Origin of the sequence: Aliamphritea ceti, from assembly GCF_024347215.1 — a bacterium.
Lineage (GTDB): Bacteria > Pseudomonadota > Gammaproteobacteria > Pseudomonadales > Balneatricaceae > Amphritea > Amphritea ceti.
Window position 1 is genome coordinate 3,934,997 of record NZ_AP025282.1, and the last position, 25,358, is coordinate 3,960,354.

General features: G+C 47.2%; 21 protein-coding genes. 4 read left to right on the top strand and 17 right to left on the bottom strand.

Translation table 11 applies throughout. From position 1 onward, the window contains the following. Nucleotides 1–30 precede the first annotated feature (30 nt). The gene (locus OCU49_RS18020; RefSeq protein ID WP_261841946.1) at nt 31–873 is read right to left on the bottom strand and encodes a prenyltransferase; all 843 of its coding nucleotides are present in this window, start codon (nt 871–873) and stop codon (nt 31–33) included. Nucleotides 874–1,225: 352 nt separating this feature from the next. Here OCU49_RS18020 and OCU49_RS18025 point away from each other — a divergent pair, with 352 nt between their 5' ends. Further along, complete coding sequence (locus tag OCU49_RS18025) at nt 1,226–1,702, top strand: class I SAM-dependent methyltransferase (RefSeq protein WP_261841947.1); 477 nt, start codon at nt 1,226–1,228, stop codon at nt 1,700–1,702. A gap of 302 nt (nt 1,703–2,004) precedes the next feature. On the opposite strand, the gene trhP is transcribed toward OCU49_RS18025, so the two are convergent. From trhP to OCU49_RS18085, 12 genes are all read right to left on the bottom strand, one after another. Beyond that, nucleotides 2,005–3,369 carry a prephenate-dependent tRNA uridine(34) hydroxylase TrhP gene (gene trhP, locus OCU49_RS18030; RefSeq protein ID WP_261845258.1) on the bottom strand — a complete coding sequence of 455 codons (1,365 nt, stop codon included), beginning with the start codon at nt 3,367–3,369 and terminating at the stop codon, nt 2,005–2,007. A 50-nt stretch (nt 3,370–3,419) separates the two neighbouring features. After that, nucleotides 3,420–3,980 carry an RNA 2',3'-cyclic phosphodiesterase gene (gene thpR, locus OCU49_RS18035; RefSeq protein WP_261841948.1) on the bottom strand — a complete coding sequence of 187 codons (561 nt, stop codon included), beginning with the start codon at nt 3,978–3,980 and terminating at the stop codon, nt 3,420–3,422. 124 nt (nt 3,981–4,104) lie between these two features. Further along, nucleotides 4,105–5,193, bottom strand: a complete 1,089-nt coding sequence (locus tag OCU49_RS18040; RefSeq protein WP_261841949.1) for a hypothetical protein — start codon at nt 5,191–5,193, stop codon at nt 4,105–4,107. 178 nt (nt 5,194–5,371) lie between these two features. Further along, nucleotides 5,372–6,673: a Xaa-Pro dipeptidase gene (gene pepQ, locus OCU49_RS18045; protein ID WP_261841950.1), complete on the bottom strand. Its 1,302-nt coding sequence runs from the start codon at nt 6,671–6,673 to the stop codon at nt 5,372–5,374. Then, entirely contained in the window at nt 6,670–7,644 is a 975-nt protein-coding gene (locus tag OCU49_RS18050) for a LysR family transcriptional regulator (protein WP_261841951.1), read from the bottom strand. The genes pepQ and OCU49_RS18050 overlap by 4 nt, the downstream gene beginning before the upstream one ends. After that, on the bottom strand, nt 7,645–8,799 hold the full coding sequence (locus tag OCU49_RS18055; protein WP_261841952.1) for a M14 family metallopeptidase: 1,155 nt from the start codon (nt 8,797–8,799) through the stop codon (nt 7,645–7,647). A gap of 66 nt (nt 8,800–8,865) precedes the next feature. Then, nucleotides 8,866–9,894, bottom strand: a complete 1,029-nt coding sequence (locus OCU49_RS18060) for an ABC transporter ATP-binding protein (RefSeq protein WP_376787883.1) — start codon at nt 9,892–9,894, stop codon at nt 8,866–8,868. Nucleotide 9,895: 1 nt separating this feature from the next. Further along, nucleotides 9,896–10,894, bottom strand: a complete 999-nt coding sequence (locus OCU49_RS18065; protein WP_261841954.1) for an ABC transporter ATP-binding protein — start codon at nt 10,892–10,894, stop codon at nt 9,896–9,898. Nucleotides 10,895–10,898: 4 nt separating this feature from the next. After that, on the bottom strand, nt 10,899–11,852 hold the full coding sequence (locus OCU49_RS18070) for an ABC transporter permease (RefSeq protein WP_261841955.1): 954 nt from the start codon (nt 11,850–11,852) through the stop codon (nt 10,899–10,901). A 2-nt stretch (nt 11,853–11,854) separates the two neighbouring features. Continuing rightward, nucleotides 11,855–12,829, bottom strand: a complete 975-nt coding sequence (locus tag OCU49_RS18075) for an ABC transporter permease (protein ID WP_261841956.1) — start codon at nt 12,827–12,829, stop codon at nt 11,855–11,857. Between the two features lie 159 nt (nt 12,830–12,988). After that, complete coding sequence (locus OCU49_RS18080; RefSeq protein WP_261845259.1) at nt 12,989–14,542, bottom strand: ABC transporter substrate-binding protein; 1,554 nt, start codon at nt 14,540–14,542, stop codon at nt 12,989–12,991. Between the two features lie 379 nt (nt 14,543–14,921). Continuing rightward, nucleotides 14,922–15,602, bottom strand: a complete 681-nt coding sequence (locus OCU49_RS18085) for an aspartate/glutamate racemase family protein (RefSeq protein WP_261841957.1) — start codon at nt 15,600–15,602, stop codon at nt 14,922–14,924. A 139-nt stretch (nt 15,603–15,741) separates the two neighbouring features. Here OCU49_RS18085 and OCU49_RS18090 point away from each other — a divergent pair, with 139 nt between their 5' ends. Both OCU49_RS18090 and OCU49_RS18095 read left to right on the top strand, forming a co-directional pair. Continuing rightward, nucleotides 15,742–17,019, top strand: a complete 1,278-nt coding sequence (locus OCU49_RS18090) for an NAD(P)/FAD-dependent oxidoreductase (protein ID WP_261841958.1) — start codon at nt 15,742–15,744, stop codon at nt 17,017–17,019. 364 nt (nt 17,020–17,383) lie between these two features. Continuing rightward, on the top strand, nt 17,384–18,376 hold the full coding sequence (locus OCU49_RS18095) for an isopenicillin N synthase family dioxygenase (RefSeq protein ID WP_261841959.1): 993 nt from the start codon (nt 17,384–17,386) through the stop codon (nt 18,374–18,376). A gap of 100 nt (nt 18,377–18,476) precedes the next feature. Here the strand turns inward: OCU49_RS18095 and OCU49_RS18100 are convergent, their stop codons facing one another. The 4 genes from OCU49_RS18100 to OCU49_RS18115 form a co-directional block, all read right to left on the bottom strand. Next, nucleotides 18,477–19,682 (bottom strand): MFS transporter, encoded by a 1,206-nt coding sequence (locus tag OCU49_RS18100; protein ID WP_261841960.1) that lies wholly within the window; start codon nt 19,680–19,682, stop codon nt 18,477–18,479. Between the two features lie 349 nt (nt 19,683–20,031). After that, nucleotides 20,032–21,951: a TRAP transporter permease gene (locus tag OCU49_RS18105; RefSeq protein WP_261841961.1), complete on the bottom strand. Its 1,920-nt coding sequence runs from the start codon at nt 21,949–21,951 to the stop codon at nt 20,032–20,034. A gap of 153 nt (nt 21,952–22,104) precedes the next feature. Then, nucleotides 22,105–23,076: a TAXI family TRAP transporter solute-binding subunit gene (locus OCU49_RS18110; protein WP_261841962.1), complete on the bottom strand. Its 972-nt coding sequence runs from the start codon at nt 23,074–23,076 to the stop codon at nt 22,105–22,107. A 417-nt stretch (nt 23,077–23,493) separates the two neighbouring features. Beyond that, nucleotides 23,494–24,192: a GntR family transcriptional regulator gene (locus OCU49_RS18115; RefSeq protein ID WP_261841963.1), complete on the bottom strand. Its 699-nt coding sequence runs from the start codon at nt 24,190–24,192 to the stop codon at nt 23,494–23,496. A 242-nt stretch (nt 24,193–24,434) separates the two neighbouring features. On the opposite strand from OCU49_RS18115, the gene OCU49_RS18120 reads away from it, so the two are divergent. Beyond that, the gene (locus tag OCU49_RS18120) at nt 24,435–25,295 is read left to right on the top strand and encodes a DUF547 domain-containing protein (RefSeq protein WP_261841964.1); all 861 of its coding nucleotides are present in this window, start codon (nt 24,435–24,437) and stop codon (nt 25,293–25,295) included. Nucleotides 25,296–25,358 lie beyond the last annotated feature (63 nt).

Genomic DNA, 25,358 nt, shown 5'->3' on the forward strand with positions numbered 1-25,358 from the left:
GGGGCATCAGTCATCGGTCAACTGCCATGTTCACAAAGTGGTAAGATAAAGCAGCCCGAACAACAGAAAAAAGCGACCGGTTGCCGGAGGCAAATAACGTCTGGCATGCTGCCCCAGACCTGCCATAGGAAGCAAAGTGAGTGCCCAGGGTACACTTAACAGCAACGGCCATATAAATTTCAAATCACCTGAGAAATATAACAACGGGCAGCTCACCAACAGTACTGCCAGCCCTGTTCGGTACAGCAAAACCGCTTTCTTCAACCCCAACCTTACACTCAGAGTTTTGCAGCCCTGAGCCCGATCTGTCTCATAGTCACGAATCTCATTTGCCAGTAATAGTAAACTGGTTAACAAACTAACAGGTATCGCCTGGCGTATAATCTGGCCGTCAATCCGCCCACTGAGAAAGTAATACACCCCGCATATCATCAGTACGCCCATCAGCCAGAAAACAGCTGCCACGGCATAACCACGGCGCTTAAGATTCACCGGTTCAAGCGTATATCCCAGCGCACCGGCTACGCCTGTCAGAGTCAGTAACAATGCAGGCCAGCCTCGTATAGCAATGAAATACACAGCCACAGCAGTAGCCAACGCAAAACATACAACAGCTATACGCATATTCTTATGAATCAGCTCACAGCTACGAGCATCACCGGTCAGAAAAGGTAAATCTGAACAGTCATTAATCAGATTTACTCCTGCCTGTAAAAGAATCGCAGCACACAACAAACTGAATGCCTGCAACCAGATAATCTCGGATGCTCCTGATGCTGCGACAATGCCAGTGAGGCCCGCCACGCCAGCAACAGCAAATGAAAATGGCCGCAGAGCGCGGCCAGTTTGATACTTATCTGCCATAGCAATCATTGCAATGTCAGTTTCCCTGTAAGTTTATTATCTGTCGGATCAGGAAGCTTCAGCTGCTTTAAATCCTGGCGCATTTGGCAGATTACGCATCAGTAAGGCGTATTCCATATCGGTGGCAAAATCTACCGGAATACGCATATCATGTATATTTATATCTATTACAAGATCGCGGCCTTAGGCGCACAGACAATACAGAGCCACTTGGGTAGCTCACGCATCACCTGGTTTATCATGAAGTCATCTAGAAGTTTACAACAGAATTTATCAAAATTATGCGAAAAGCACCTATTACTGCTTTTGATAAAAACATATCAGACAACATGAGGTCCAATGAACATCAGAGGATATACACATGAGCAGATTAGAAAGCATGATACGCAGACTTACTGCGCAAAAGATCGGTCTCGAATGGGGTGTAGGACACACACAAAATATTGCAGGTGATTTTGTGGAAATCGGCCTTGGAAATGGTCGAAGCTATGATCATTTACGCGAAACGGCACCTGACAAGAAAATCTGGGTTCTTGATCGCGCCTTACAATGTCACCCGTCTTGCGTCCCACCAGAAGGCAGTTTTATGCAAGGCGAAGTGAATGAAGCCATGATGCAAATGAAAAGCGATAATATAGGTATTGCCCTTGCACATTATGACTTGGGCATCGGTATTAAAGATAAAGACAAAGCAGAAGCAGCAGCTTTAAGCCCTCGAATCAAGGATATTATGGTTAAAGGTGGTCTTATCATATCTTCCCAACCGCTGGTTGGTTTTACACAGATCGACGGGCCTGCAGAAATTCCCACTGGCCGCTATTACTTTTACAAAGCTTAAAGCTTACTTGCCTGTCGCTTTATTTGTCAGTTTTTCTAAAGCACCTTTCATCTCAGCAATCACTTCCGCATCCGCAGGTAAGCCGTGGTTTGCAGACAAATTTGATGGCGAATGATAAGCAACAAATACTTTCCCCGCCTAATATTCATAAGACACAATATGTAATAGTAAATCTAGACCTGCAATTTATATGTGGTCACACCAGCAAATGAAAATGGCCGCAGAGCGCGGCCAGTTTGATACTTATCTGCCATAGCAATCATTGCAATGTCAGTTTCCCTGTAAATTTATTATCTGTCGGATCAGGAAGCTTCAGCTGCTTTAAATCCCGGCGCATTTGGCAGATTACGCATCAGTAAGGCGTATTCCATATCGGCGGCAAAATCTACTGGAATGCGCATAAAATGGCCAGAGCCTGGTGCGCAATCTTTAGCTTCACCTTTAAGGTTTTCCATTTGTTGCAAAGTAAAAGAATGGTTACCAGACGGTGTCATCAACTCTAGCTGGTCACCTACCTCAAAACGGTTCTTTACTTCAACATCGATAGTACCTTGTTGCTCATCCCGGCCAATGATTTCGCCAACAAACTGTTGATGTACGCCAACCGAACTGCCGTTCTCATAGTTCTGATACTCATCATGCACATGACGGCGGTAAAAACCTTCGGTATAACCACGGTTCGCCAGGTTTTCCAGCGTATCCATCAGCCCCATGTCGAATGGCCGGCCGGCAGCAATATCATCAATCGCTTTACGGTAAGCCTGAGCAGTACGGGCGACATAATAATGCGACTTAGTACGACCTTCGATCTTCAGTGAATGAACCCCCATGGCAGCAAGACGCGGCACATGCTGAATCGCCCGCAAATCCTTGGAGTTCATAATGTAAGTGCCATGCTCATCTTCATATGCAGGCATAAACTCACCCGGGCGGGTTTCTTCCTGTAACAGATACATTTTATCGGTTGGCTCACCAACCCCAAGACTTGGCTGAGCAGCATCCGGATCAAAGTTCTGCACAGGAATCAGGTCACCACTGGCATCCTGCTCTGCTTCATGGGCATCGTACTTCCAACGGCAGGTATTCGTACAGGTACCTTGATTCGGATCCCGGTGGTTAATATAACCGGACAGTAAACAACGTCCGGAATAAGCTATACACAAAGAGCCGTGTACAAACACTTCCAGCTCCATTTCCGGGCATTTCTCTCGAATTTCTTCGATCTCATCCAACGACAGTTCCCGGGAAAGTATGATCCGTTCAACACCAGCCTGATGCCAGAACTTAACACTGGCCCAGTTCATCGTATTGCTTTGTACAGATAGGTGAATGGGCACATCAGGCCATTCCTCACGGACCATCATAATCAGACCGGGATCAGACATAATCAGCGCATCAGGTCCCATTTCAATCACTGGGCGCAGGTCGTTAATATAGGTTTTGAGCTTGCTGTTATGCGGCATGATATTGCTTGCAAGGTAGAGCTTTTTACCCTGCTGGTGCGCAATATTGATGCCCTGTTCGAGCTTTTCAAGATTGAAGTCGTTGTTACGGACCCGCAGGCTGTAACGGGGCTGGCCAGCGTATACGGCATCGGCGCCATACGCAAAAGCGTATTGCATATTCTTCAGCGTACCCGCCGGAGAAAGTAATTCAGGCTTAAACATCATAAGTCTCTGCTTATTAGCAGGATGCGCCTGAATCAGCAACGCTTACATCAGGCCATATCCTGCAAAGGGATTTCAAATAAAGGGGTATAGATCGAACCACGCTCGCCTGGTTTACTTTGGTACAGAATCACTTCGTCTGCCAGGCTGATAAGATCCAGCTCTGGCCAGTGCTCAGGTACATTGAACCGGTTCTCTGCCGGTAAGCGGCCTAACGTGATGTGTGGTTGAAAGTCTTCCTCGGTATAAGCAATGCCCGCTTCACGGGCCACCTGCATCATCAACTGATTTAACTGGCTGAGCGCCTGATGTTCAGGACTCATAGCCGCAATCAGCGACAAATGCTTATTTACCGGGTAATACTGCGAGGTATTAATATGCACCTGAAATGAGCGAAACTCAGCCAGATGCTTACTTGCAACCTGTTCCAGACGATCAACCTGCTCGAGACTTATATTCCCCATAAAGCATAGGGTTAAATGATAACACTCTGAATCGACCCAGTTAACCTCTACGTGCTTATCAAACTGACAAAGCGTATCGGCATGGTCTGCCAGAGATCGGGCTACTGCCCCGGGAAGAGGTAAAGCAAAAAAGGCACGAATTTCCATTACGTACTATTTTCCTTCAGTTATGAAAGCCCGACACTGACGTATCGGGCCCGGCATTCTTGCATTAGATTAAAAGCGCCACAAAGCGAATAACCATCGAATGAGCACTTATGTTTGCAGTTAGTTACTGCAGGCTTTCAACCTGCAACTGGAGATTATTCAGACGCTGCCGAATGCGCAAAAGTTCCTTATTCAACACTAAACGGGAACCATCAATTGCTTTAACAGCCTGCTCATTAACTTTCACGCGACGTTCAAGCGTACTGGCAGATACACCGCTGCTCTGGGTGCTTTTGCTGCCAAGCTGATCAATCCGGCGATTCAGATCTTTACCTTGCTGTGACAAAGCCACCCGCTGTAACTCCTGACCTTCAGAAAGAATCTGATAGTCAGCGCTTAGCGCGGCTAAATTTGCCCGTACCTGAGAAAGCTGTTTACTGTCTGCGCCACTGGTACCTGACAGCTTTTTACTGGTGGCCTTAAGTGACTTATCCTGAGCCTTAAGACTTTTTTCCAGACTGGCCAGCTTTGTGTTAACCGTTTTAATCTGCTTTTCAAGACCAGCATTAAGTCCGGCTAAATCTTTACCTAATTTATCAACATTTTGCTGACGTGTACTGGCCGCCTTATTTACAGAATCCAGTTCAGTACCAAGTGTTTCAACGGCAGCCAGGCGAGTAGTCAGAGCAGCCAGAGATTTAGACTGATCTGCAGCGCCGGCATTAAGCTTTTCAAGCGTAGCGGCCTGGCTGGTCAGTTGTTTCGACGTTTGTTCTTTTACCTGAGTTTGCAGTGCAGCCAGCTGTTCATCTATTAATTTAATTTTCTTATCAGCTGCGGTAGCGCGGTTATTTACCCACTCAAGCAAGGATTCATCAGATTGTTCAACACTGCTTTCAGCACTCTTTAACAAATGCTGTAATTGTACAATCTGAGTCGATAAGGATTCGACCTGTTTAGACTGGTCGGAGAGTAATGCCTGTTGCTTCTGAATCTGACTTTGCTGCACTGTGCCCCAATACCCCAGGCCAGCCACAACAGCGGCCAGTAACAACACGACAAACAGAATAAAACCTTTGCCTTTTTTAGCTTGCTCAGCGTTCACCGATTGTGCAATGACACCTTCACCAAGCTTTTTTTCAGGGGCTTGTTTCACCAGACTTGGATCAGCTGGTCCGAAACTTGGAACTTCCACATTATCTTGCTCACGCATCTATATCAGATCCTAAAAGAATGCTCTGTGTGGCTGGCGTGTGCCAACTCCACATCAGGAAAAACAGATCACACTAAATTATATGTCTGCATATCAGACCGAAAAAGGCCTTACATCAGTTGCACTATAATATGAGCGCTGTCAGCATCCAAGTCCCGGCAGTATTTTAGCCTTTGTTTTACTGCGCTGCGGCAAAAGCATCCCGGGTAAAGTTTTCAATCCCATTCGCTTTGATTAACACATTGTCTTCTATACGAATTCCACCAAAGGGTAGCAAACTCTCGATCAGCGCCCAATCAATCAGCTCTGCCACAGGAGACTGGCGTAAGCCATGCAATAAGCTCGGAATAAAATACAAACCTGGCTCAACCGTTAGCACACTGCCTTCTTCCAGCATATCCGCATATCGCAGGAAAGGATGAGCGGCCGGCGGCTTAGGCTCGGTTGCAAGCTTATCATGCTGCCAGGAACCCACATCATGCACCTGAATTCCCAGTAAATGACCTAAGCCATGAGGGAAAAACACACGGGTAACACCTTCATCAAGCTGAGTATCAACCGATGCTCTGACAATACCTGCCTGCTGCAGAATAGCGGCTATTTTTCGATGCATACCAATATGTAAATCTACATAACTGATACCTGCACGCATGTCAGACAATGTTCCCAGATGCGCCTGTTCCATTGCCGCTAATAAGTCAGAAAAAACACCATCTTCAGCCGCATAAGTACGGGTAATGTCTGCAGCATACCCAAGGTGGCCTGCACCGGCATCAATCAGCAAAGTACGGTGTTTATCCGGTAATCTGCGATCCTGCCACTGATAATGCAATACTGCCGCGTGCTCATTTAAGGCAACGATGTTGTCATAAGGTAGCTGCTTTTCGTTGTGTTCTATCGCAGTCAGATAGCCCTGATGAATCTGAAACTCAGACTCACCGGCCCGGAACCCCTGCTCCGCACGTAAATGCCCCTGCACCGCCAGAATATTCGCTTCACGCAAACATTCATGTTCCCACTCCGACTTAACCCGGCGCACCCGATGCAACTGCTGAATCAGTGCCTGCGGATTATGCGTCCAGCTATCCCGGGCAAACGCCGGGAAATGCTCGACTATCACCGCAAGGTTATCCTGTGTCACCGGCGCGGTATCCTTGATGGCGACAACATCAAACGCCTCAGCCCACCAATCACCTGGTAACTCGGGAGTTACATGCCAGAAGTCATCGGCCATAACAAAATACAACAGCGGTTTTTTACCCGGCTGAACCAGTAACCAGCAACCCGGATGCTGAGTCAGAAAAGGTAACCAGTGCACAAAATTTGGATTAGCCTTATACGTGTGCCCGTAATCATCCTGAAAACGCCGCGAAGAACTACCTGAGCCAATCAGTAATCCATCAAAATCAGCATCAGCCAACAGCGACTCTGTCGCCTGCTGCAATCTATCTAAATGAGCAAAATACGCGTGTTGATTCATGAATTAACCGAAACCTTATGATCTGCGCCTGTCGCCAGCGAAACCTTTTCCAATGGCAAAGTTTTCTGTAAATGCGGCCAGAGTTTTTGTAATTGTTGATTATGATTGTGCTTAGAGCGATATAAACGAATCTCTACCGGAATATTCCAGCTCTGATCCGCGGCAAAATCGAGACGGTTATAGCGGAAATTATCTTCCAGTAAACTGGTCGGTAACCAGCCTAGCCCAAAGCCTTCCTTCACCATCGCTTTAGCGCTCACCGAATTAACATTTTCATTCATAGTCAGAAGATGAGGTGCCGGCTCACAGCGTTGTAAAAAGCTACGGATTACCGGCTTAAGAAAAGCATTATCGTGATAACCAATAAATGGAATAGGATGACGTTTGGTACCCGGCAACTGATACAAAGGTTTGCCGTCATCATCCAGTGCCGTTACCGGCACCAGTTGCTCCTGACAAACCAGAATATGTTCAAAGCGCTCTTCAGACAGTGTCTGTAAAAAATCAATTGTCGGATGCCAGTAGCAAAGCACCAAATCACACTCATTGTTACTTAATGCTTCAACGAAATCCGCGCCCATCCAAGTTGTCGACTTCAGGTTATGCACCATGTCGACATCCAGATCTGTTGCCACCGGCATCAGCCAGGATTTCCAGAACCCGAGACTGAGAGACTGTGTCGCAGCGAATGTCAGCCGGTTACTCTGTTGTTCCAGAATATCTTTACAGCGGCTTTTAGTATCGTGATGGATACGCGAAATCTGTTCCGCTGAGGCCAGAAACACTTCCCCGGCGGCGGTCAGAGACAGTGGCAAAGTATTACGATCGATGAGCGTCACACCCATCTCCTCTTCCACTAACTTAATCCGGCGACTCAGGGTTGGCTGGGTAACATTTCGATCGTCTGCTGCACGGGAAAAATTCCTCGTTCGTGCCAGGGCAATAAAATCTTCCAGCCAGCGAATTTCCATTTAGCGGACATCTCCGGATGCAGCCTGATCACGCTGCAATAGCCAATCCGCTATAGGATCCAGTAAGCTCGCGCCTAACCTGGCAGAACGGCCTGCTGACCAACCCTGAATAGGATCTGGCTGCAAGTCATAATCTTTAAACGGCATTTCAAGTGTCATCGCCGGACAATTATGATGCTGACCTACCCAGTTGGAACACATTGTCAGCGTTTCTTCACCGAACACACCCGGCTCATACCCTCTGTCCATCTGGAAGTCAGGGTTAGCTGTCATCAGTACTTCCTGAAAACGCTGCTCCGCTGCCAGTACGGCCTCATCTGTATTGGGAATACCTTCCTGACCAGCAATAAAGTTACAGGGCAGCGCTTCGTCACCATGAATGTCCAGATGCAGATCAACCCCTGTCTGAGCCATTTGCTGGCGTACCAGATATACCTCGGGACTTTGCTCCATGGATGGTTCCATCCATTCGCGATTGAGGTTTATACCGGCTGCATTGGTACGTAAATGCCCACGCACTGAGCCGTCCGGATTCATATTCGGCACGACATAAAACACCAGTTGCTGGCTCAAACGACGGGCCTGTGCATCTTCATTATCAAACAGACGCTCTAACAGTCCTTCCACCAGCCACTCAGCCATGGTTTCGCCCGGATGCTGCCGGGAAGTAACCCAAACAGCTGCTTTGGCAACAGCCGGATTCCCCACCACTAACATATCCAGATCGCGGCCATCCAGCGTTTGTCCCAGACGAACACTTCGACAATTCCCATGCTGCTCCGCCCAGGCGAGCATATCCAAATGCCGCTCGTAACTATAGGGTGCGAAATAGGCGTAATACAGACTATTAGTCTGTGGCCGATGCTCAATGACCAGTTCACCATTTTCGTAACTGGTTGGTACTCTGAACCAGTGCTCCCGGTCATAGGAAGCAACTGCCTGATAGTCTTCCCAACCATCAACATATGCAGCTTCATTTGCATTCAGTAAGCGCATTCGCAGATTCTCACCTGCAGCTCCCTGAACACGGTAATAAAACCACTGAAAAAAATCAGACTGATAATCACGGCGGATATTCAGCTGAACATCAGCAGGATTACGCTGATCAACCACCTCGATATTACCCGCGTCAAACGCGCAGCTAACGGTAAGCATAATCGTTATTCTCTTTGGCTAGGCTCAAGTGTGATATACGTGTTTCAGAATAGATATTATGACGTATTAATCGATACGCTGCTCTTCTACTGCGTGACAGGCTACTTTAACACCGCCATCTGTTGACATAAGCAGGGGTTTTTCTTCCCGACAACGGTCATTAGCATAAGGGCAACGGCCATGAAATACACAACCACTCGGCAGGTTTACAGGTGTCGATACCTCACCCTGCAGTTTAATGTGATTCGGCCGGTCATCCGCCAGCTTCGGAATCGCTGACAACAACGCCTTAGTATAAGGATGGCGCGGCTGGTCGAATACTGTATGACTATCACCAATCTCGCACAGCGTCCCCAGATACATAACCGCCACCCGGGTCCCAAAATGCTCAACCACCGACAAATCATGGGTGATAAACATATAAGTCAGGTCACGTTTTTCCTGAGCGTCCATCATCAGGTTCAGAACCTGCGCCTGAATAGACACATCCAGTGCCGAGATTGGCTCATCGGCAACGATAAATTCAGGATCAACGGCAAGTGCACGGGCGATACTGATTCGCTGACGCTGGCCACCTGAAAACTCATGTGGGAAACGTACACCCCAACTCGGATCAACCCCTACAGAATGCATAACTTCATGCACCTTGTCGCGCACTTCCATGCGCGTCCACTTAGGATTATGAAACTTCACCGGCTCAGATAAGGTTTCATTGATGGTCATCCGCGGATTTAGCGAAGCAAACGGATTCTGGAAAATCATCTGCATTCTTTTGCGATATGGCAGCATTTGCTGGGCAGATAAATTATCGATCCGCTGACCGTCATAGCTGACCGTACCGCCACTTGGCTCCAGCAGGCCCATTACTGTGCGGGCAACGGTTGATTTACCACAACCGGATTCACCCACAACGCAAAGCGCTTCACCTTTGTAGATATCCAGATCCACACCGTTAATGGCGTGAACAAACTCCTGATGCCGCTTGATCTTACCGCCTTCAAAACGCAACTGATCGAGAAAATCACCAGAAATAGAAAACCGTTTATACAGATCACGGACCTGTAGCAATGACTGCTTTGATTCTTGTGCTGACACCCTAAGCTCCTTCATCCTGCGCTTTGTCTTTCGACTGCGCGACCAACTCTTCGACCATATGACACGCCACCAGACAACCGCCAGAACGGGTAAAGTCGGGAATTACTTCGCAACGCGAAGAGGCATAGTCACAACGGTTACTGAAAGCGCACCCCTTCGGGATCGCCTGCAACGTCGGCATAGAGCCGCGAATCTGCTGCAAACGCTCACCACGTACGCCCATTTGTGGCAGAGCATTAATTAAGCCCTGGGTATAAGGATGCTGAGCATCATTAATAATTTCTTTGGTAGGCCCTTGCTCGATAACCCGTCCGGCATACATAACCATAGTGCGCTGAGTCACCTGAGAAACCACACCCAGATCATGCGTAATCAGAATCAGTGCAACGTTATTACGCTCACACAACTCCAACATCAGCTCCATGATCTCGGCCTGAATAGTCACATCCAGGGCAGTTGTCGGTTCATCGGCAATAATCAGATCCGGATCCATCAACAGACCGATCGCGATAACTATTCGCTGACGCATCCCTCCAGACAACTCATGCGGATACTGATCCAGGCGTGTTTCCGGAGACGGAATCTGAACCTGCATCAGCTTCTGCAAGGCTATTTTACGTGCTGCAGCCTTGCTTATTTTCCGGTGGGCTAACAAACACTCAATCATCTGATTGCCAATCGTCAGTACCGGATTCAGCGTCATCATCGGATCCTGGAAGATCATCGCAATACGATTACCACGGATGGTACGCATGGATTTATCATCCAGATTCTGCAGACTCTGGCCTTCGAAGCTGACATCCCCGGCAGAAATATGGCCTGGCTGGGAAATAAGGTTAAGGATGGAGAACCCCAGTACGGATTTACCGGCACCGGACTCACCTACCACACCGATACGCTCACCGCGTTCCAGCGAAAAGTTAATATCGTGCAGGGCTTTAACAGCGCCGCTGCGCAAACCAAAACTGACTTCTAAATTTTTAACGTCTAATAATGCCATTGGCTTACCCCTTATAAAGCTTCGGGTTCAGAACATCACGCAGCCAATCGCCCAGTAAATTCATTACCAGCACCAGCACCACTAACACCACGCCCGGAATCACAGTGATCCACCAGATACCGGAGAAGATAAACTCAAAACCACCAGAGATCAGCGAGCCAAGCGACGGCTGAGAAACCGGCATTCCCAGCCCCAGGAATGATAACGCTGCCTCAGAGATAATCGCGTTCGCGACCTGAACAGTGGATATAACCAAAATCGGTGACAGCGTATTTGGCAGAATATGGCGGAACATAATCCGTGGCGCTCTTAAGCCCATCACCCGGGCAGCATCCACGTATTCTTTCTCTTTTTCCGCCAGTACTGAAGCACGAACAGTTCGAGCATATTGCGGCCATTCAGCGATACCTATCACCAGAATCAGCATGACCATCGCCAGATCCTGATACAACTGTGTACCAAACGTTGCCTGGAAAACAGCCAGTACAACAATCGCGACCATCATGGTTGAAAATGACAATTGTACGTCAGCCATACGCATCAGCAGACTATCGACTTTACCGCCGACATAACCAGCTATAAGACCAATACAAATACCCAAAAAAGCTTGCAGGATTACTGCACAAATACCAATTGTCAGTGAAACCCGGGTACCGTAAAGAATCGTTGACCAAAGATCACGCCCCTGAGCATCGGTGCCTAGCCAGAAGTCGGCCTCGCCTTCTTCCTGCCAACTCGGCGGCAACTCAGAATTCATGATATCGATTGACGCCGGATCATATGGATTAAACGGTGCCAGCAATGGCGCCAGCAATGCCATAATCACGTACGCGATAAAGACCATAAAGCTCAGCTGAGCGACGCGGTCAATTTTAAAACTGTGCCAGAAATGCGATTTTAAGAATCGCTGCATCATGGTTGGCGCTTCATCCGCCAGTGCAGAAGATGTCTGAGTCATACTTATTTGCCCCCAAACAGTTTCACGGTTGGATTCACCAAACCATAAATCAAATCAACAATCGTGTTGGTGATAACGAAAATCGCACCAACTACTATTAAGTAAGCCACAATCAGCGGCGTATCTACCCGGTTTACAGCTTCAAGAAACAGGAAGCCCATTCCCGGCCACTGGAATACCGTTTCTGTCAAAATGGTATAAGCCACCATAGTGCCAATCTGTACACCCCCTACGGTAATAACCGGCAACATCGTATTTTTTAACGCATGCAAAAAATAAATACGGCTTGGCGACAGGCCTTTTGCCCGGGCAAACTTTACGTACTCAGACTGCAGCACTTCCATCATTTCTGAGCGGATCAAACGGATAAACAGCGGCAGCATAATGGATGCAAGCGTGATACATGGCAGCACCAGATGCCTCAACCCATCGGTGGTCGCAAAAGCGGTATCCCAGCCAAATACATGGCCAACTTCACCACGGCCAAATGAAGGCATCCAGCCAAGCTCTATGGAAAACAGATAAATCAGACCAATTGCTGTCAGGAAAACGGGAATTGATATACCTACAGTACTGAACCCCATAACGGCTTTAGAAAACAAACTGCGAGGTTTAATTGCGGCATATACGCCCAGCGGGACAGAAAACCCAACAATAATAAGCGTCGCACCAAACACCAGATCCATGGTGGCGGGAAGCTTCGTTAAAATTACCTGCAAGGCAGGCTCTTTAAAGAAGTAAGAGGTTCCCAAGTCACCCTGTACGGCATTTTCAGCAAACCGAAGATAACGTTCCAGGAACGGGTCATTAAGCCCAAGCTCATCACGCAGCGCCTGGCGCTCCTCTTCCGATACCGATTGACCCACCAGTTCCCGCAAAGGGTCACCCAGGTTGTCCTGTATCGAAAAACTGATGATGCTGATTACAAACATCACCACGATAGCTTGTGCTAAGCGTTTGATTAAAAAAGCGAACATATAAATTCAGCCTGCAAACATAAGTATTTCTGGACGAGCACGGTCGGACCCGGCCAGCGAGTAGTTATAATTTCAATAGTTTATCTGATCAGGAATGAAGGGCTCAATTCATTTGGCGAATTGAGCCCTCAGTCGCAGCACTAAGCTGCAGACAGTGACTTAGCGTTTAATAACCAGGTCACCCAGGTACGGGAAGTTCATCTTGTTAACAACCGGCTCAATCTCTACACCCTTAGCAGATGCCCAAGCCAGGTTCTGCCAGTGCAGTGGGATGAAAGCAGCATCGTCGTACAGCAGCTTCTCGATATTCTGCATCAGCGCAGCACGCTTAGCAGGATCAGTTTCGACGTTAGCCTGTGCCATCAGCTTGTCAGCTTCTGGATTACAGTAGTTACCACTGTTGTACTGACCCAGGCCAGAGTCCGCATCCGGACATGCAGACAGGAACTCATAGAAGTTATTGGAATCTTCGGTATCCGCGTGCCAGCCAATCATCATAATATCAGCAGCGCGCTCATCAAAGGTTGGCCAGTACTGTGCTTTTGGCATGGTTTTCAGGTCAACAGTGATACCCACTTTAGCCAGCATAGAAACAACTGCCTGAGCGATCTTCTCATCGTTTACATAACGGTTATTAGGCGCCATCATCGTCAGCGTCAAACCATCAGCATAGCCTGCTTCCTTCATCAGCTCTTTAGCTTTCTTAAGGTCGTAGCGTGGTTTCAGATCTGGGTTATAACCCAGGTAACCTTCAGGGCTCATCTGCGCAGCAGGTGTTGCGAAACCACGCATGATCTTCTTAACAATACCTTCCTGGTTGATCGCATGTACGATTGCCTGACGGACACGTACGTCTTTCAGTGCTTCAACACGGTTCTGATTCATCTGGAACGTGATGATACGGGTACCCGGCATAGTCACCAGATCAACCTTACCATTACCGTCGATACGCTTATGGTCAGTTGGTGGTACTGGCATGATGAAATCAACGTCACCAGACAGCAAAGCAGCTACACGGGTAGGCGCTTCTTTGATCGGCGTCAGAACGATTTTATCAACGTTACCTTTGGAATCTTTATCCCAGTAATCAGCATTACGGGCAAACTCAGTACGGACACCCTGCTCACGGGAAACAACAGTGAACGGACCAGTACCGGAAATGTTACGGGATGCAAAAGAGTTGCCGTGCTTAACCAGCATATCTTTTGCGTTGCCGTTTTCGTCTTCACCAGAATAGAACTTGCTGTCCATCGGGAAGATGTACGTCGCGTTGTTCAGAACCAGCGGGAATGGCTCTTTGGTAACCAGATCAAAAGTCAGATCATCAACAACATTCACACCTTCGAATGCAGCAAAGATACCTTTAAAGTCAGGAGAATTTTTAAGACGCTCAAAAGTAAACTCAACATCTTTTGCAGTCAGCGCGTTACCGGAATGGAACTTTACTCCATCACGCAGTGTGAAACGCACGGTTTTATCATCAACACGTTCCCAGCTTTTAGCCAGACGCGGCTCAAAGCCCAGATTCCGGTCCCAGCGAATCAGTGGGTCAAATGCCATGTGGGAAAGCTGCAACATACCGCCGGAAAGCTGCTCATGAATATCAAGTGTTACCGGGTCAGCATCATATGCCATCTTCAAGGTTTCAGCCTGCAGCGCAGTCGCTGACATACTGAGCAATGCACCGGCAAGTAAACTTGCTGTTCTCTTCATCATGGGAATAAGTCCTATCAAGGTTTCATTGTTATTCTTATGGAGCCGCTAACCGACCCCTGAGGGTTTAACCCTTCTTGTCTAGCAATACAGCCTAACCAAGCCCTTGATTTTCACCAATCGAAATACTAACTACCCCTATACAGGATACGTATGCAGTCACTATTCATAATATGTATACCTATCACGTATACAGCATTTGAACAATCTTAATGAGACATAATAAAAAACAATAGAATCAACGATATAGAGACATGATGGGCAAGAAAAAAACACATCTATCTCATTCGGAAGTAGTCACTGTTTGCAGGCAGCAGATGAAGAGCAACTTTTTACTCTTTAAAGAAAAAATAACCATCAAAAAATTATATTACTGTCTTTAAGATGCGCTTTTTATCCAGTCAATGGCCGTCATCAGGTCATAAACCGTTAAACCAGTATGTTGTTTAATAGCCTCCCGGTATGGCGATAAATTAGTACATTCGAGTACTAATACACGCATATTCGGCTGACGCTCCCGCAATTCATCTACCGCCATCAATACATCTTTTTCGGCCTGAACAACATCAAGTTCAGTTTCATCCTGGCTGATTACCCGATGTAACTCTTGCCCTCTTTCGATACCACCGATACAGATTCGCTCATCAAACCAGCCATTAAAATGCTGCTCTGTCAGTTTGCGACTGTCAAACGTAAGCACGCCAATTTCTGCAGGACCATAAACAGTGCGTAAAAATGGCATCAATACCAGCGAACTGGCTATAACCGGCACCTTGTATCTGGACGCTAAATTTTCTTGCATACAGCTTAAAAAACCACACGAAGTGACCAGTAAATCTATTCCCCGCGCCTGAAGCGCATCAGCTTCTTGTAAAAGAGTTTGCTGTAAATCATCTTCAGGTGCACTGCTACTAACGATGTTATCCACACGAGCAGCATCCACGCGCTGAATAATCACCTCACAAGGTAACGAATCCGGATTACCAATATCGCCGGGTAAACGTGGAAAGTGGGTATTAAGCATCAACACCCCAAGCTTAAAACTATCAACTGAAGACATAGTATTACTCATAACCTGATTAACTATTTAACTCTAATATCGGAGGCACTAGGTGATCTCTAAAAATCTGTATACAATACTGTAGACTATAACGTCTACCATAATTATAACGCTAAAAACTGGAAGATACGTTCACCCTATGCTGCAAGATCATTCGCTGAATTCATCCGACACACCACCTGCTTCCAGTATCTGTGTACTCGGTGCAGGCATTGTAGGCGTCAGCTGCGCGCTCGAACTGCAACGGCAGGGTTATCAGGTGACACTGATTGATCGCAGCGATGCCGTTGTTGAAACTTCCTACGGTAACGCTGGTGTACTGGCAACTAGTTCAGTGCTGCCGATGAACAACGCCCGGCTCTGGGATTCCATTATCCCCATGTTGCGGGGCAAATCACCTTCTCTGCGTTATCAGACCAGCTATTTATTGCGAAACTGCCGGTGGATGGTCCGCTTCATGGCCAGTGCAACTGAAGAGTCAGATCGTCTTCGGGTAGCAGCACTTAACTCACTAGTACGCCAAAGCATGCTGCTCCATGAAGAATGGCTGACGCAAGCCGAATGCAAGCAGCGCCTGCGAAAGACTGGCTGGCTGAAGCTATACCGGACCCAGAGCAGCTTTAAAGCTGCTAATTATGAACGCCTCCTGCTTAAAGATGTTGGCGTAGATATGCAAATTCTCAACAACGATGAACTTCAACAGCTTGAGCCTGGGCTACAGCAACCTTACTTCCGGGCTACCTGGATCAAAGATACTGCCAGTGTGGATAATCCCGCTCAAGTGACCCACGCATACCGAGAGCTCTTTATTACTGCTGGCGGTAAGTTCCAAATTGCTGATATTCAGAAGGTAGTAAAAACAGCACAGGGATTTCTGTTATCCACTGCGGATGAACAGTTCACTACTGAAAAACTAGTCATTGCTTTAGGGCCCTGGAGTAATGATCTGCTAACCCAGTTAGGCTGTAAATTACCGATGGCCTATGAGCGGGGCTACCACCAGCATTTCGACAGCACAGCAGCAGAGCCACTTGGCCGGCCTCTACACGATGTCGATGGTAGCTATGTGCTCACTCCTATGGAACAGGGCTATAGACTCAGTTCTGGTGTTGAACTGAAAGAGCGTGACGCCCCCGCCAGTCCAGATCAGCTGGAAGCGGTAATACCAAATGCCCGGCTAGCATATCCTATTAATAAACCTTTGGATCAACCCTGGCTTGGCCGCCGACCAACATTACCAGATGCACTACCGGCCATCGGTGCGGTAGAACAATGCACCGGACTATGGCTCGCTACCGGGCATCATCACATAGGCTTTAGTACCGGACCGGCAACCGGCCATTTACTGGCGCAGCTTATTCAACAAAAAACACCCGATATTTCAGCGGAAGCCTTCGCGCCTGCCCGTTTCTTCTGATGCTTACAGCGGCTAGTAAAAACAGCCGCCGTCATCATTACGTCGATAATCACTTTCAACAGCATCCCCTATTAAAAGGGATCCAAAATACCCCTCTCTGCATTTATACGTACACAAATCAGCCAATAAAAAGCTAATTAGGACATTCTCCCGGCTAATAGGGAAATAGAGGCTTTCTGGCTATTCAAAAACTGTATACAGCTTGGTATAAAGTAATATATTCACACTCAGAACAAGGTTATTCTCAGCACTGCCCATAAAAAGCAGCCGTTAAGAATAACTACAACTGAACAGTCATAATAAAAACACCGACGCAGGCATACCGCAGTAAGCCATGTGTGCGTCTGAATTCGGGATCACACATATGCACACGAATAATCAGGATTATGCTGCCGCAAAAGCTTTATCACTTGAAGATATTCCAGTGATCGACTTTGCTCCTCTGATTGAAAACGGCGACATTGAAGCAGTCAGCGAGCCACTCATGGCAGCGGCACTGAACACCGGCTTTTTCTATGTTAAAAACCACGGTATTGATCAGCGACTGATTAACAATGCATTAGAAGCGTCCAAAGAATTTTTCCGCCTGCCTGCAGAGCACAAGCAGGAAGTCGCAGTTAACACTCGTCAGCGCGGTTGGCTGGCTCCTGGTATGGCGACGCTGGAAGGTGCTAAAACCCACGACCTTAAAGAAATTTTCTTTACCGGACCGGAGCACTGGTCAGCAGAACTGCAGGCTAAAAAGGCTCAGATCCCACTGATAGCCGACAACCTCTGGCCAACATTCTATCCTGCTCTGAAAGACAACGTTCTGCCATATTACGATGCGGTATGCCAACTCGGCCACCAGGTACTGAAGGCCATTGCCGTGGGCATGGGTGAAGAATCAGACTTCTTCGCGAAACGTTACACCAGCCCTCTGGGACGTGGTCAACTGGTTTACTATCCACGTTCAAGTACCGAGGATGAAGCACAGGAACGCTTTGGTGCTGCCGCACATACTGACTTTGGCGTCATCACTTTATTACTGCAAGATAACAACGGTGGACTGCAGGTACTCAACAAACAAAACGAATGGGTAGAAGCACAGCCAATCGAAGGTACTTTTGTCTGCAACATCGGCGACCTGCTGCACCGCTGGACCAACAACCACCTGTCATCTAACCTGCACCGGGTCATCAACCGCTCTGGTAATGAACGTTTCTCTATGCCGATCTTTTTTGATCCAGACCCAGACGCAATCATTGATTCTCGGGATTTCAAAAAATTGGCTAATGAAGACGCTAAGTATCCGGCAGTATCGGTTGCTGATTATATAGACAGCAAAAATCGTAAAGCTTTTGCACAATACAAATAAACTCAGCCTTTAAAAAAAGAGCGTTTTTCCATGCGCTCTTTTTGCTTTTGGTTCTGACTTAAATCTGTAGTTTCTCATTAACAATAATCCAGGCATAAACCTAAGCAATATTGCTCACTGCTGCTTGTCCTTTATTATGCTCTCGCAAAGCTAAGTAAAAGCTCAATGGCATGATCACACTGACGCCAAATAATACCCATAAATAACTATCGTATGAGCTACCTAGCAACCACAGCGCAGCGCCAACTAAAGGCGCGACTGCCTGCGCCAAGTTATATGGTGCGGTCAGCAAGGCATTAACCCGGCCATATGAATAGTCAGGGAAGTAATCAATAATAACGATGCCTTTCACGATTATCAGGCTCCCCCCGAGTAAGCCATAAAAAACGATAATCACTACCCAGACAGGTACTACCGCAGCGCTTAAATACATCGCCAGCAATACCAGCGGTTGAAACAATGTCAGCATCACTGCCGCACTGGTTGCAGCCCTTCGGCGCAGTAAAACCATCAACCATACCCGACCTGCTACCTGCACAGGTCCCAATACAGCCACCAGCCAGATAGCTGTTGAAACCGATAACTGCTTTTCTAACAAAATCGCAAATAAATGAAAGTTCAAACCTGCCTGAATAAGCCCGTAACCAGCAAAGGCTACCACCAGATACCAAAAAACAGCCGACTTATGTACGCTCCTCAGAGTACCCTCCGAATGAGCTTTTTGATCGACGCAGCCTTTCTTGTGCTTTTCGTTCAGTGGGCTATTAAGTAAGCAAAAATAAATTCCCGGCGCGATTATTATGAAAGTCAGGCCCAATACAGGCATAGCTAGACGCCAACCCAGAGTATCAATGAGCATTTGCGTATAAGGCATAAATACCAAACTGGCAAAACCCGCCCAGAGCGTCAGTCGCGGAATAATATAGCGTGCCTGCTGCACACCAAAGCAATTAGTAACACAGGCAAACAGAGGCTCGTATAAACTGGCTGCCAACGCCAGCCCCATTAAGGTATACAGCCCATACAACTGCCACACGGCGGTTATAGCGGGCAAACAACAAAGTACTCCTGCCCCCAGCAACCCACCCAGGCACATCACTGCACGTCCATAACCTAAATCGATCCATCGTCCTACCGGATAAGCGCCAATGGCTGCCGAAGCCATTGCTACGCTGCCGGCGGCATAGACCGAAAATCTTGACCAGCCAAACTCCGCCAACAAAGCTTCCGCCAACATTGGAAAGCTGTACAACAAACACCCCCAGGCACTCATCTGGGCGATTCCCAACCATGCAACCCTCAGCATAGTTGAGATCTCAGCACTTCAATCACTGGTTTAAAAAGACACTCAAATAACATCAACAGTCATATCCGCAACAAAACTAGATTTATTCACAAGGGGAATCGTGGGAGAAAATTTCAATAACGCAGCCAAGCATAAACGTCCCGGCTCTGACAGATAAGCCCCATTAATTGCACTCTTTATAACCCACTACTCGTAACCTCTTTGTCAGTCTCAAAAAATAACACTGATCATGCCAGGGTTTATTAACTAGCAGACAATAAAAAGCCCTCACTAAAGAGGGCTTTAAATTCATCGTTAAAAACCGAAGATGATTATTGACACATTAAAAATGCCACTCAAACACACCCTTTTACGAAATGGCCTCGGTACGGGATGCCTGAGTTTTTGAGAACAGGTACAGTAACAGGAAAGTACCCAAAACTGCGGCGTCTCGCAGATATACATCAATCCAGGAGAACAGAGCAATCGCAACTCCCAGACTGATCAGAAGTAAACGTGCCAGAACATTTAGCCTGCTGGAAAAATAACCGGCAATTCCCGCCGCCAATAGCGACAGACCTCCCACGATTGCAGTCAAGTTCGCAATAATGCTGATGAAGCTACCTTCCATACGCATCTCCGGCACAAACAGATAGCTGAAGCCCACTACGTAGCCTGCTATCGCCATGCGCGAAGCATGTAACCCCGTCAATAAAGGATTACAGCGGGCAATTGAAGCTGCAGCATATGAAGCAATCGATACCGGAGGAGTCGCATCTGCCAGAATCGCAAAATAGAAAATAAACATATGCGCAGCCAGTACCGGCGCACCGAATTCATTAATCAGCAATGGCGCACCAATTGCTGAAGTAATAACGTACGCTGGTGTCGTCGGAACCCCCATGCCCATTATTAATGTAACAAACATCAGCGCAATTGCCGCGACCCACATCTGACCATTGGCAATATCAGTCACGATCGAACCGATAGAAACAACCAGCCCAGTCTTGGTCAACACAGCAACAATAATACCTGCTCCGGCACAGGCGACAGCAATAGTGACAGTATTACGTCCAGCCGTCACCAGTACATTGAATAGCTGCTTAGGACTGAAGCGTTCGGAGGTGAAAGTTACGACAATCAGAGTAGCAAAAATCGAATAAAGAGCTGACATATGCGGTGAGTAGCGCAGCATCAGTAATACAATCAGTACGACGATTGGAATCAGCAAATAAAGCTTCTTCAGCACTTCAGCACTGCTAGGCAACTCGCTGGCATCCATACCTTTCAGGCCATGTTTACGGGCTTCAAAATGCACTGATACAAAAATCAGCGTAAAGAAACACAAAGAGCCCAGAATCGCCGCAACAATGATTTCGCTATACGGTGTATTAGTGATTTCCGACATAATGAAAGCACCGGCCCCCATAATTGGCGGCGCACTCTGGCCACCAACACTGGCTGCCGTCTCGATACCACCCGCTACCTGCGGCCGAAAACCGATTCGTTTCATCATCGGAATGGTGAAAGAACCAGTGGTAAATACATTCGCTGAGGCGGAGCCACTCATAGTGCCAAAAAACGCTGAGGTCACAACAGCAACCTTCGCTGGCCCACCACTGTAACGGCCAGCAATCAGCTGTCCGCCCTGAGTGAATAACTTACCTACACCACTGGCTTCCATAAAGGCGCCGTACGCGATAAAGATCGCCACCATAGTCGCCGCAATGCCGGTAATCGACCCGAACATACCCTGACCGTTAAACAGATACAGAGTCTCAATAATTTCGTAGTAAGGCATATCCCGGTAGTTAAATATGCCCGGCATATATTCGGTCAGGAACAAGTAAGCGATACCGAAACTGACCAGACCTGCCAGTATCGGCGATACTGAACGACGTAAAGCTTCCAGTAACAAAACTGTCGCTATAGTGCCCATCCACAACTCGACCGGCAGAACTTCATCAATACCTTCAAGGCGTAAATTTATCCGGTCAGCTTCCAGCCATGAATACACAAATGGCAAGATCGCCAATACAAATAAGATAATACCTGTTAACCCCGGTATAAAAGGCTGGTCCACACTGACCTGATCCCGGCGACGCGGAAACATCAAAAAGACCAGTGGAACCATAAACATAAGATGCAGTGAACGCTGGGTGCGTGGCTCCAGAAAACCGATATAAGCGGTATAAAGATGAAAAACACTGGCTGAAAATGCCCACAGTGCAATAAATCTAAGCATCCAGACAGCATAACGGCTATCCGGCGCAGTCAGATTAGAAAACATAACATCACCCTAAAGCGTACCTGTTGATTCCGCAATTATACCGCTTAAGCATATAAAACTGCGGAGCTGCAGCACGGAACAATCAACATACGGTGGATATAAAACGGCCGAGCATACACTCGGCCGGAGATACGGTCAGCAGGACGTAAACCCTTACATGAAGCCCGCTTCTTTGTAGTACTTAGCAGCACCCGGGTGGACCGGAGCCGGTGCATTTTTGAATGCTGTCGCACAATCAAATGCCTTCATGGAAGCATGGATGCTCGCCAGCTTAGCGTTATTTTCACATAAAGTTTTGGTTACTTTATAAACGGTATCTTCGCTTACATTCTTACCAACCAACAAGGTTGTAGCCATTTTAATGGTGTTTGCTGCAGGAACGTTTTCGTAGGTATTCGCAGGAATAGTGCCGCTCAGGAAGCCATAATTATCGTTCAGCCCCTTAAGGGTTTTGTCCGAAAAGTTAACCAGATGCATCTTACGCGCCTGACCCATATCGATCATCGCTGCGCCCGGTAAGCCCTGGCCACCGAATACATAATCAACCTGACCATCTTTGAACTGAGAGCTCATCTCACTGAAGTTACCATGGTTAATCTTAAAACCGCGGTCTTTCAGATCTTCATAGCTAGTGCCAAACTGTTCCATCATCCAACGGAAAGCCTGTTCACCGGAAGAACCACGCTTAACCACTGCAATATTAACGTCTTTACCGTTTTTCAGCAGATCTTCAATGGAATTATATTTAGCATTCTCGCTGGCCACCATGTGGTAGAAAATGTCAGAGAAGCTCATACCAACCATCATCAGGTTTTCATGTGGCTTGTTGTTATACAACACCACACCCTTGCTGGCCTGATAAGAAAAAGTATCCAGCCCCCAGCCAAACTGGCTAATGCCACGATCAATCTTGGTTGGGTTGGTCGTACCACCACCCGGTACGATCTTCAGCGTCAGATCAGGATAAGCATCCTTTACCAGATTAGAAACACCGGAAGCCATGGTGAACCAGCCGCCACCCAGCTGACCTGAGGTCCACTCCAGCACTTCAGCATTTGCGCTTACAGATACACCCAGCGCAATCGCCGCTGAACAAACTTGATTGAGTATTTTTTTTCTTATCATTGGTCTTCACCGTGCGGCGAGCTCTGCTCAAACAGCGATCACTGCCCTTATGCCTCCGGTCGGTTCCGGCGACATGTAAGCGCTGTTATGAAACAAAATCTCTATCGTTGTTATTAGAATATTTCGTATTTAAAACTGTATACAGAAAAAAATATAACACTATATACCAAAGATTCTCAATCCCTGCCCCCCACTTCCGTGCAGAATAACCCACCAGAAGAATAAGGGTAGAACAGAGCAGGCAAAACTGGCAGCAAAAAACCGGAAAATGGAGAAAACGTCTATTAGCAGACAACAGAAAAACTCAGGCGCTTAAGAAAGGCACTTTATATGCATCATAAGAAAGGACTTAAAACAGAAAGAAAATACGGATCGAACGATCCGTATTACAAAAGATACTTAGAGATTCAACGAAACTTATTCAGTTGGCATCTGACCGGTATAGATCAACCCATATGCCTGGCGGATAGACACTGAAATTTCATCCCGACGACGACTTACATGTTCGCCAATCAAGCTAACTGCTTCAGCTTCATTACGGGCAACAACAGCTTCAACAATACGCTTATGGCTTGGCTCAAACACTTTCTCAGAGGTGACATCAATCCAGCGCATGAAATATATACGCTGATTAACATTACACAGTGCATTCACAATTTCATCGTTATCCGATAAACGTGCCAGTTTCTCGTGAAACGTCTGATCAACCTTGAGATTGGCAACGGTTTTATCCTCTTGATAAATACCGTGAATACCCGCATAAAAACTTGCGAATTCCTGCAGTTGTTCGTCTGTCGCACGGCGACAGGCTAAGCGTACTGCCTGTTCTTCAAGCAATTGCCGGTATTCATAGAGATCGAATACTTCTTTCTCATCCAGTTCACGGCAAAAGAAACCTTTGTTGCGTTCCCAGCGTAGCAATTTCTCAGACACCAGCTGCTGCATGGCTTCACGCAATGGCGTACGACTGACATCAAGTTGCTTAGCCAGTTTGCCTTCATTAATACGTTCACCAGGGCGAAACTGAAACTTAATCGCCATATTACTGACACGCTGGTAGATAGACTCTTTAACATCTGATGACGGCTGTTTTGCCGCGGTTGAATCCGTTGACATGCACTCTCGCTCGAACTTTACGTTCCGACTGATTCTGCTGCTGTTATTATGGATAACGCTTTTGTAGGCATACAGAATCTGATAACTTTTTTGCTAAAATACCACACTTGGCTACAGGACAAAGGAATTATTTACATCCCTCAGGCATAAGTAAATGCCTAATAAATCCAGCGATTCTGTGAACTTCCTTATCTGTTTGAGTGACTCAGTCTGTGAATACTCTCTGATCTGAGGAACCATAAGTGGCCACCTTCAACATTCGCCAACTTACACAGCTACTGGCATTTATCTTAAGTCTCACCTTGCTCAGCCTCAGTTCTGGCAATGTACAGGCAGCTCCCAAAGCCGAACTCTGGGCCTTCTGGCAACCAACATCCGGTACCGTTCAGTCAGCGGTACCACAATTTCAGACCTGGCAACGCTTTCTCGATACATACGTTAAAGACTATGCCGATGGCCTCAACCGAGTTGACTACGCAAGCGTCACTGCGACGGACAAACAACAATTAAAGCAATTGTTAAACGAAATTTCTGCAATAGATCCCCGTGGCTGGAGCCCAGCTGAACAAAAAACCTTCTGGATTAATACGTACAATCTGGCGGTGGTATCACTGGTGTTGGACCATTACCCGCTGGAATCCATTCGCGATATTCGCCTGAGCTTTAAAAGCCTGTTTAATGGCGGCCCCTGGGAAGACAAATACCTGACTGTCGCCGGCCAGGAGTTATCCCTGAATGATATTGAGCACAGAATACTACGCCCTATCTGGCCAGACCGCCGCCTTCACTTTGCCCTCAACTGCGCCAGTATCGGTTGCCCTAACCTGGCAACGGATATATACCAACCAGAGAGTTTGGAACAACAACTGGACGCAGCCGAACAAGACTTTCTCAACAATAACCGCGCTGTATTCTGGCAGCCCCGTTCAAAGACTCTGCAACTGTCCAGTATTTTCGACTGGTATCAGATTGATTTTGCCGGCAATGAAGTACAGCTGCTTAATTACCTGCAACAACAGGGAGCAGTTAACCATGAAATCCTGAACGACCCGCAATTAAAAGTCAGCTATGACTATGACTGGAATCTAAATATCGACAGCTGATCAAACGACAATTGAACAAGCACCAAAAAAATGCCCGGCATATACCGGGCATTTTATCATTCG

Excerpts from the sequence above, each read along its gene's own strand:
- OCU49_RS18065 (WP_261841954.1), bottom strand. The coding sequence starts at position 10,894 with ATGGCATTATTAGACGTTAAAAATTTAGAAGTCAGTTTTGGTTTGCGC.
- pepQ (WP_261841950.1), bottom strand. The coding sequence starts at position 6,673 with ATGAATCAACACGCGTATTTTGCTCATTTAGATAGATTGCAGCAGGCG.
- OCU49_RS18090 (WP_261841958.1), top strand. The coding sequence starts at position 15,742 with ATGCTGCAAGATCATTCGCTGAATTCATCCGACACACCACCTGCTTCC.
- OCU49_RS18095 (WP_261841959.1), top strand. The coding sequence starts at position 17,384 with ATGCACACGAATAATCAGGATTATGCTGCCGCAAAAGCTTTATCACTT.
- OCU49_RS18020 (WP_261841946.1), bottom strand. The coding sequence starts at position 873 with ATGATTGCTATGGCAGATAAGTATCAAACTGGCCGCGCTCTGCGGCCA.
- OCU49_RS18075 (WP_261841956.1), bottom strand. The coding sequence starts at position 12,829 with ATGTTCGCTTTTTTAATCAAACGCTTAGCACAAGCTATCGTGGTGATG.
- OCU49_RS18025 (WP_261841947.1), top strand. The coding sequence starts at position 1,226 with ATGAGCAGATTAGAAAGCATGATACGCAGACTTACTGCGCAAAAGATC.
- OCU49_RS18115 (WP_261841963.1), bottom strand. The coding sequence starts at position 24,192 with ATGTCAACGGATTCAACCGCGGCAAAACAGCCGTCATCAGATGTTAAA.
- OCU49_RS18050 (WP_261841951.1), bottom strand. The coding sequence starts at position 7,644 with ATGGAAATTCGCTGGCTGGAAGATTTTATTGCCCTGGCACGAACGAGG.
- OCU49_RS18055 (WP_261841952.1), bottom strand. The coding sequence starts at position 8,799 with ATGCTTACCGTTAGCTGCGCGTTTGACGCGGGTAATATCGAGGTGGTT.
- OCU49_RS18085 (WP_261841957.1), bottom strand. The coding sequence starts at position 15,602 with ATGTCTTCAGTTGATAGTTTTAAGCTTGGGGTGTTGATGCTTAATACC.
- OCU49_RS18040 (WP_261841949.1), bottom strand. The coding sequence starts at position 5,193 with ATGCGTGAGCAAGATAATGTGGAAGTTCCAAGTTTCGGACCAGCTGAT.
- OCU49_RS18100 (WP_261841960.1), bottom strand. The coding sequence starts at position 19,682 with ATGCTGAGGGTTGCATGGTTGGGAATCGCCCAGATGAGTGCCTGGGGG.
- OCU49_RS18080 (WP_261845259.1), bottom strand. The coding sequence starts at position 14,542 with ATGAAGAGAACAGCAAGTTTACTTGCCGGTGCATTGCTCAGTATGTCA.
- OCU49_RS18105 (WP_261841961.1), bottom strand. The coding sequence starts at position 21,951 with ATGTTTTCTAATCTGACTGCGCCGGATAGCCGTTATGCTGTCTGGATG.
- OCU49_RS18070 (WP_261841955.1), bottom strand. The coding sequence starts at position 11,852 with ATGACTCAGACATCTTCTGCACTGGCGGATGAAGCGCCAACCATGATG.
- OCU49_RS18110 (WP_261841962.1), bottom strand. The coding sequence starts at position 23,076 with ATGATAAGAAAAAAAATACTCAATCAAGTTTGTTCAGCGGCGATTGCG.
- trhP (WP_261845258.1), bottom strand. The coding sequence starts at position 3,369 with ATGTTTAAGCCTGAATTACTTTCTCCGGCGGGTACGCTGAAGAATATG.
- thpR (WP_261841948.1), bottom strand. The coding sequence starts at position 3,980 with ATGGAAATTCGTGCCTTTTTTGCTTTACCTCTTCCCGGGGCAGTAGCC.